Source organism: Brunnivagina elsteri CCALA 953, assembly GCF_002289455.1.
Lineage (GTDB): Bacteria > Cyanobacteriota > Cyanobacteriia > Cyanobacteriales > Nostocaceae > Brunnivagina > Brunnivagina elsteri.
Genome location: NZ_NTFS01000392.1, coordinates 1 through 6085, shown reverse-complemented (window position 1 = coordinate 6085; position 6085 = coordinate 1). Strand labels below are relative to the sequence as shown.

Here is a 6085-nt window from a genome sequence, read left to right as displayed (position 1 = left end):
TCCTCGAATAATTATCTCAGAAAGGTGTATCAAGAAAATAATTTTTTGAGTTTGTTGGGATGTGCGTGCGATATGCCTCCGGCATTAAGCTCCGCTTATCGCGATTTGGGTTTTGTGTGATATGCGATACGCCCTTGGCATTAAGCTTCGCTTATCGCGTTTGGTTTTTGGGGATATGCGATACGCCCTTGGCGTTAAGCTCCGCTTATCGCGTTTGGATTTTGGGATTTGTGGGATGTGCGATCGCACTTTTACAGAGATTAGGGACTTCCAAGAAATAAATTCTCCAATTTTGTGGAGTGGGCTTCCAGCCTGCTCTAGATAATGACGGGCTGGAAGCCCATCCCACAAGAAATAAGTTGGGTATTTTTTTATTTGGAAGTCCCTTATTTAGATATTGGTAAATCTTTAAACTTCAAATCCCCATCAACCTCAATATAAAGAACTCGGTTAACCATATCTCTACCTTGGTCGTATTCATCTGCGATTACAGACACAGCGATACTTACGGCTTTCATTTGTTCTTTACGTAGTAAACTGCCATTACAAATCAAAATAATACCAGCATGGATTTCACGGGCATTTGCAAATCGCTCGAAATCTTTAACATTTGCAGTAATTAATATCCTATCTTTTTGAAAAGCATATTCTAAAATTTCATAATCTGCTGCATTAAGCAAATTACGATCCCTCACAGCCACCGCATCAAAATACATTTCTTGGCAAAGATAAAGCGCAATTGATGGGGACAAATCCTCATCGACTAGAAACTTCATCTTTTTTTGGTCTACCAATAAGAGGATAGGCTATTACGTATATACGTGAAAATTCGATATCTTCCTCAGACAAATAAGGATAATCCTCTCTAATTACTTCTATTGATTCACCACGATCAAACATTGTCCCAATATGCCTAACAGTGAGACGGGTATTAGGAAATACAGTTTCCCCACCCATGATGTCGGGATTGGAAGCTAAATTATTCTTCCACATATTAAAATGACTGACTAATTCAGATAGCTCTAATAAAATAGCATCGAGTTGGAGTATGAAATAGCGTGCGATTTCTATCTGCTTCGTGTTATGTGCGATCGCATCTACCAGACGTTGATACAAAAGAGTCCGAAAATCAACTGAAAAAGTAAAATCAACCTCTCTCAATGCTTTAAGATATACCAGAGCCGCAAAACTTAAGCGTGGAGGGTTAGCATTAGGAGTAATCACTGCATACTCTAATTCTTTGTAGACTCTTTTTGTCGGAATCCTAACAAAAGCAGCAGCTTCAGCAGGAGTAAACATAACATTCATGTTTTAAATAAAGTATTCTCTCTATAGGGAGCAGTTTATCACACTTTTAAGATAAAGTTGTGCGGCTTTGTAAATTTGAGCTTGGTTGGATTGCGGTGTAAGCACAAAAATTCTTATTATGTCTACACTTTGAGTTTATGAACTTCCAGAAAATAAAATAACTCAAATTTAAACAACTGCGATCGCGAAGCTATCCGCAGGAATCGCGTTTGGTTTGATGAGGTATGCGATACGCCCTTGGCGTTAAGCTCCGCTTATCGCTTTTTGGTTTTTGTGGGAAGTGCGATATGCATGATTGCATTAAGCTCCGCTTATCGCGGTTTGGTTTGGTGGGATATGCGTTTGGTTTTTGTAGAATTGCGATATGCATGATTGCATTAAGCTCCGCTTATCGCGTTTGGATTTTGGGGAAGTGCGATATGCCTCCGGCATTAAGCTCCGCTTATCGCGGTTTGGGTTTTTGGGGAAGTGCGATCGCTTGCTGGTTGATAGACTTGTCGCAATTTCTCTAAAGTATCAACAGATGCGTTAGTTGCGAGCGTATCTAAAACAGCAGATAAAACATCCATTTATCACTTGCCCGACCATCCATAGGAATTTGTAATGACTCTAAAGCACATCACAAACTAATTTCATAAAACTAGACACAGAAACTATAGTTGTTTGTATTAAAGTTTGTGCTTCAGTAAAATCGAAATCGCCAGTAATCAAGAAATCTGCATTGGTCTCAATGGCACAGGCTAAAAATTTAGCATCTTTTTGGTCTCTTGGAAAATCAATCTCCAATCTAGGACTAATTAAAACGGTAGCATTATCTAAAAACTCATACCAACGATTGAGTTGCTCTTGAGTTAACTTAAACTTTTTTCTACTTAAAACTTCCTTGTATTCCTGTAAAATTTCTGCTGATACCACCCATTCAATTTCTGGATTACTAACAATAAAAAGAATAACAAACTCAGGATTTCTGCCAGATAACACAGCAGAAACTAAAACATTAGTATCAATGATTACTTTCATTCTCCCCTACGATAAGCCTCAATCTCTGCGGTTATCTCATCATCAGTTAATGGATTATCTTGGTGTGAGGCTTGGGTTTCTTTGAATAACTGCTGTAATTTTGATGCTAAAGCTTCTCTTTCCTTGTCTTCTGCTAAAATAATCACTTCAACTCTTTGTCCAGGTTTAAAAGGCAAGCCTGACAAAACTATATGATTCGGGTCTTCTATAGTGAGGTATCTTTTATAAGCATTCATAAATTTTTCCTGGACTTTTAGCCTTAATTATATCACCTAAGTTTGTAATGCTTGATTTGAGCTTTTTCGTAGGGGAGAAACCAGCTTTCTGGGGAATTGCGATATGCCTTTGGCATTAAGCTCCGCTTATCGCGTTTGGGTTTGTTGGGGAATTGCGTTAGCGTACGCGAAGCGTTGCCGAAGCCGCTCCGGAGGAGCTAGTTATCGCGGTTTGGGTTTTTGGGGATTTGCGATATGCCTCCGGCATTAAGCTCCGCTTATCGCGGTTTGGTTTTTGGGATTTGCGATATGCCTCCGGCATTAAGCTCCGCTTATCGCGGTTTGGTTTTTGGGGAATTGCGATATGCCTTTGGCATTAAGCTCCGCTTATCGCGGTTTGGTTTTTGGGGAATTGCGATATGCCTTTGGCATTAAGCTCCGCTTATCATGTTTGGGTTTTTTGGGGAGTGTGCGATCGGGCTTTTGGTGTGGATTGCGATATGCCTTTGGCATTAAGCTAAGTCCCAAGGGGACACGCTTCGCGTAGCTTGCTTCCCCGGAGGGGTACGCTTATCGCAGTTCGGGTTTAGTTGGAGTGCTATTTGGGTTTTTGGGGATTGCGATCGGGTTTTGGTTTTGGTGAGAAGTGCGATCGTTTCGTTTTTTATTAAATTGTTCCACATGAACGAAACATCGTGCGATCGTAGAATTTATAAAATTAAATTAAAACTTAATATCTCTCCAAACCTTAGCTTCCGTAAAGCGACTCAAGTGCTTCACGTTGGTAGTTACAACAACAACATAACGACCAGGAAAATTTTCTTTAAGTATCTGCCACTGGGCAGAAATAATAATATCCACATCAAGGCTTTTATTATCTGCGGTAGGTATTCCTTGACTACGAGCAGAAGCCCATAAATAGGCAGCTTGTCTCAATAAAACCGAATCAATTGGTAAAAAATCAATTATTTCTCTAATTTCATCTAAGTTTTCAATACCTTCGCCAAATTTCTGAGTGATGACGTAGTATCAAAGCTTGTAGGAGCAAGGTTTTTTCGTATGAGTGAAATAGCCTTTATAAATTCCAGATAACTTAAAAACCATGTCCGGTATTCCCGCACAGTGTTTTTACATTGTAAAGCTTGATATATAAGGACTCTGGAATTGCAGCCTAACAGATAAAACCAATATTTGTTTTAGCTGAAAACCTTGACGGCAAAAAGGTTTTTGCCATTCATATTTTTGGCGAAGGTATTGAGTTTTGAATCCCATTAAATTCTGGTTTCTTTTGTAGCGATAAAATTAAACCTCTTCTGACTTCAAAATCACATATATCTGAAGAACAGACATAAACGCCCTGCAACAACAAAGTATAAAGCCACTGTTCACAATCCCTAGCTTCCCCATACTTATTGGGATTAGTGAGAATTCCTAGTACTCCAGAGTCAACAAAAACTATCATAACCTATGAATATTCTGAATATAATTTCTGTCCGGGGAGACGTTCCGCATCTATTACTTGTTTAAAATCATTAAATAAATCTTCTCGCTGTAATGATTCAGTTTCAGAAATATTTTCGTGACGCTTTATGCGTTGCTGTAGTAATGCGATCGCTCGTTGATTTTGCTGTAATTGTTTATGTTTTTCCCATTCGGATTGATTCACCGGAATCAAATCTTTATCCAAGAAGAGTATTTTTTTGAGAGTCTCAGCATCGTTTACTTCTAGATTCACAGGCGAAGAATAACCTTCTAAAATCAGGTCGTAGCTAATATTATTTGCTGTATTAATTGGGATAAGAGCAATAAATCTGGCAATATTTAATATTTTTCCACTAGGTAATTCCACGGCTATATTCATTATATTACCCATTTATTTACTTACTAGATAAAACTTATCAAGCACTTAGACATATCAATTTTATCAGATTAGTGAAAAACTTCTACAACTCAAGGCGATCGCATTTGGTTTTTGTTGATGTGCGATATGCCGTTCGCGAAGCGTGCGCTTTGCGCTTAGGCATTAAGCTACCCTGCGGGTAGACACGGAGTGGCTTCTGAAAGTACGCTAAAAGCGAACGCTTATCGCGGTTTGGTTTGTGGGGAAGTGCGATATGCCTCCGGCATTAAGCTCCGCTTATCGTGGAGTGAGTTAAAGAACTGCGATAACTAGCTCCTCCGGAGCGGCTTCGCCAACGTTGAGCTAGCCTGCGGCAACGCTTCGCGTACGCTAACGCTAATTTCACACGTAAAAAGTCCGGGAGCTTGGTAGCCCCTCGGCTTTAGCCAGGGGTGGAAAAGCGACGCGGGCAGATTTATCTGCATTCAATATTAATGCTAAAATATTAACAGCAAGTAGGAATAACCATCTACGCGTTGAAACATCCTAGTAAGGAGAAATACCTGCAACGAAGAACCGGATGCAAGATGCATAACGACTTTCTGGAGCAAGCAAGGCAGGATGTTGAGCGTACCGTATTGGCATTGTGATGGACTCGGAAAGCAACAAAATCGTAGAAGTAAGCGCGATTGCAGCAACATGAGTGTTAGTTGTTTTGAGCGTCTAGGGGGATATTTGACTATCCCTTTTAAGCATGTCTTAAAGAATTTGCCTCTCTTTAGAGGGCAGAGTGTCAAAATTAATCCACACTTTGAGTTAATAAAGTTCAAGACAATCAAGCATTGGATTATGCATTAATTCTTGAATTGCTTCTACTCCAGTTCGGAGAATGTACTCGACCTGACTAGTTGGTGCATTTCCACAACGCAGCCATATTATCTTGGGGGGAGAACCATAAAGGCGACTGCGTTCGGCATAATCCGCGTCTTGAGTCACAATACAAAATTCTTGATTTTTAGCAAACTCCCAAATTTCACTATCACTTGCTTCTGTAAGTCCATGAAACTGAACATGACTAGCATTCGGAAAAATATCAACTAGCCTTTTAACTAATTTCCGGCTCAAATTTTGGTCGAATAGTATTTTCAAACGTCACCCGTCACAGCAATCAGACGATGTTCTCGATCCGCAGCAAATTCCAAACAGGCTTTTATATCTTGTTGTGTTAACTCAGGGAAATCGTCTAAAATCTCCTCATGAGACATTCCAGCAGCCAACCAGCCCAAAACATCATAAACCGTGATCCGCATACGTCGAATACAAGGCTTACCACCGCGCTTGTCCGGTTCAATTGTAATGATATTGTGGTAGCTCATAGTTATGATATTATCCTAAAATCTATTTTAAGTTTAGCTGAATATCATTTCTCGGAACAGTCCGGTTTGTATTTTGTGAGAAATGCGATATGTCTCCGACATTAAGCTTAGAGAACTCCACAGAAAGAAATGCTCTTCGGTCATTCTGTAGCTTGCTACTTACAGAAGCCGCTTGCGCGTCTACCCGCAGGGTGGAACGTACGCGCTGAGTCGCAAAGCGACACGCTGCGCGAACGCGTTGCCGCAGGCTAGAATCTCGCGTAGATGCTGAGTCCCAAGGGGACACGCTACGCGAACGTTCCTCAGCATGACAACACAGGATCATT

12 protein-coding genes are annotated in these 6085 nt (G+C 40.3%); 3 read left to right on the top strand and 9 right to left on the bottom strand.

Going from position 1 to position 6085, the window contains the following annotated elements:
* Window positions 1-116 precede the first annotated feature (116 nt).
* Window positions 117-281, top strand: coding sequence for a hypothetical protein (locus CK510_RS31185; RefSeq protein ID WP_211293294.1), 165 nt, complete (start codon window positions 117-119; stop codon window positions 279-281).
* Window positions 282-386: 105 nt separating this feature from the next.
* On the opposite strand, the gene CK510_RS24700 is transcribed toward CK510_RS31185, so the two are convergent.
* On the bottom strand, window positions 387-776 hold the full coding sequence (locus tag CK510_RS24700; RefSeq protein ID WP_095724200.1) for a DUF5615 family PIN-like protein: 390 nt from the start codon (window positions 774-776) through the stop codon (window positions 387-389).
* A complete protein-coding gene (locus CK510_RS24695; protein ID WP_095724199.1) occupies window positions 757-1308 on the bottom strand; it encodes a DUF433 domain-containing protein in 552 nt (183 codons plus the stop codon). Before CK510_RS24695 ends, CK510_RS24700 begins: the two co-directional genes overlap by 20 nt.
* Window positions 1309-1595: 287 nt before the next feature.
* On the opposite strand from CK510_RS24695, the gene CK510_RS31180 reads away from it, so the two are divergent.
* Window positions 1596-1820, top strand: coding sequence for a hypothetical protein (locus CK510_RS31180; RefSeq protein ID WP_143289420.1), 225 nt, complete (start codon window positions 1596-1598; stop codon window positions 1818-1820).
* A 97-nt stretch (window positions 1821-1917) separates the two neighbouring features.
* On the opposite strand, the gene CK510_RS24690 is transcribed toward CK510_RS31180, so the two are convergent.
* Window positions 1918-2328 (bottom strand): putative toxin-antitoxin system toxin component, PIN family, encoded by a 411-nt coding sequence (locus CK510_RS24690; RefSeq protein ID WP_095724198.1) that lies wholly within the window; start codon window positions 2326-2328, stop codon window positions 1918-1920.
* Complete coding sequence (locus CK510_RS24685) at window positions 2325-2564, bottom strand: hypothetical protein (protein ID WP_095724197.1); 240 nt, start codon at window positions 2562-2564, stop codon at window positions 2325-2327. The genes CK510_RS24690 and CK510_RS24685 overlap by 4 nt, the downstream gene beginning before the upstream one ends.
* Before the next feature lie 234 nt (window positions 2565-2798).
* Here CK510_RS24685 and CK510_RS24680 point away from each other — a divergent pair, with 234 nt between their 5' ends.
* Window positions 2799-2978 (top strand): hypothetical protein, encoded by a 180-nt coding sequence (locus tag CK510_RS24680; RefSeq protein ID WP_095724196.1) that lies wholly within the window; start codon window positions 2799-2801, stop codon window positions 2976-2978.
* 288 nt (window positions 2979-3266) lie between these two features.
* On the opposite strand, the gene CK510_RS24675 is transcribed toward CK510_RS24680, so the two are convergent.
* The 5 genes from CK510_RS24675 to CK510_RS24655 form a co-directional block, all read right to left on the bottom strand.
* Window positions 3267-3479 carry a hypothetical protein gene (locus tag CK510_RS24675; RefSeq protein ID WP_211293293.1) on the bottom strand — a complete coding sequence of 71 codons (213 nt, stop codon included), beginning with the start codon at window positions 3477-3479 and terminating at the stop codon, window positions 3267-3269.
* A 298-nt stretch (window positions 3480-3777) separates the two neighbouring features.
* A complete protein-coding gene (locus CK510_RS32990) occupies window positions 3778-4005 on the bottom strand; it encodes a hypothetical protein (protein ID WP_211293292.1) in 228 nt (75 codons plus the stop codon).
* A gap of 3 nt (window positions 4006-4008) precedes the next feature.
* The gene (locus CK510_RS24665) at window positions 4009-4416 is read right to left on the bottom strand and encodes a hypothetical protein (protein WP_245912420.1); all 408 of its coding nucleotides are present in this window, start codon (window positions 4414-4416) and stop codon (window positions 4009-4011) included.
* A 783-nt stretch (window positions 4417-5199) separates the two neighbouring features.
* Window positions 5200-5532 carry a DUF5615 family PIN-like protein gene (locus tag CK510_RS24660; protein WP_095724193.1) on the bottom strand — a complete coding sequence of 111 codons (333 nt, stop codon included), beginning with the start codon at window positions 5530-5532 and terminating at the stop codon, window positions 5200-5202.
* Entirely contained in the window at window positions 5529-5759 is a 231-nt protein-coding gene (locus CK510_RS24655) for a DUF433 domain-containing protein (protein ID WP_095724192.1), read from the bottom strand. The genes CK510_RS24660 and CK510_RS24655 overlap by 4 nt, the downstream gene beginning before the upstream one ends.
* Window positions 5760-6085 lie beyond the last annotated feature (326 nt).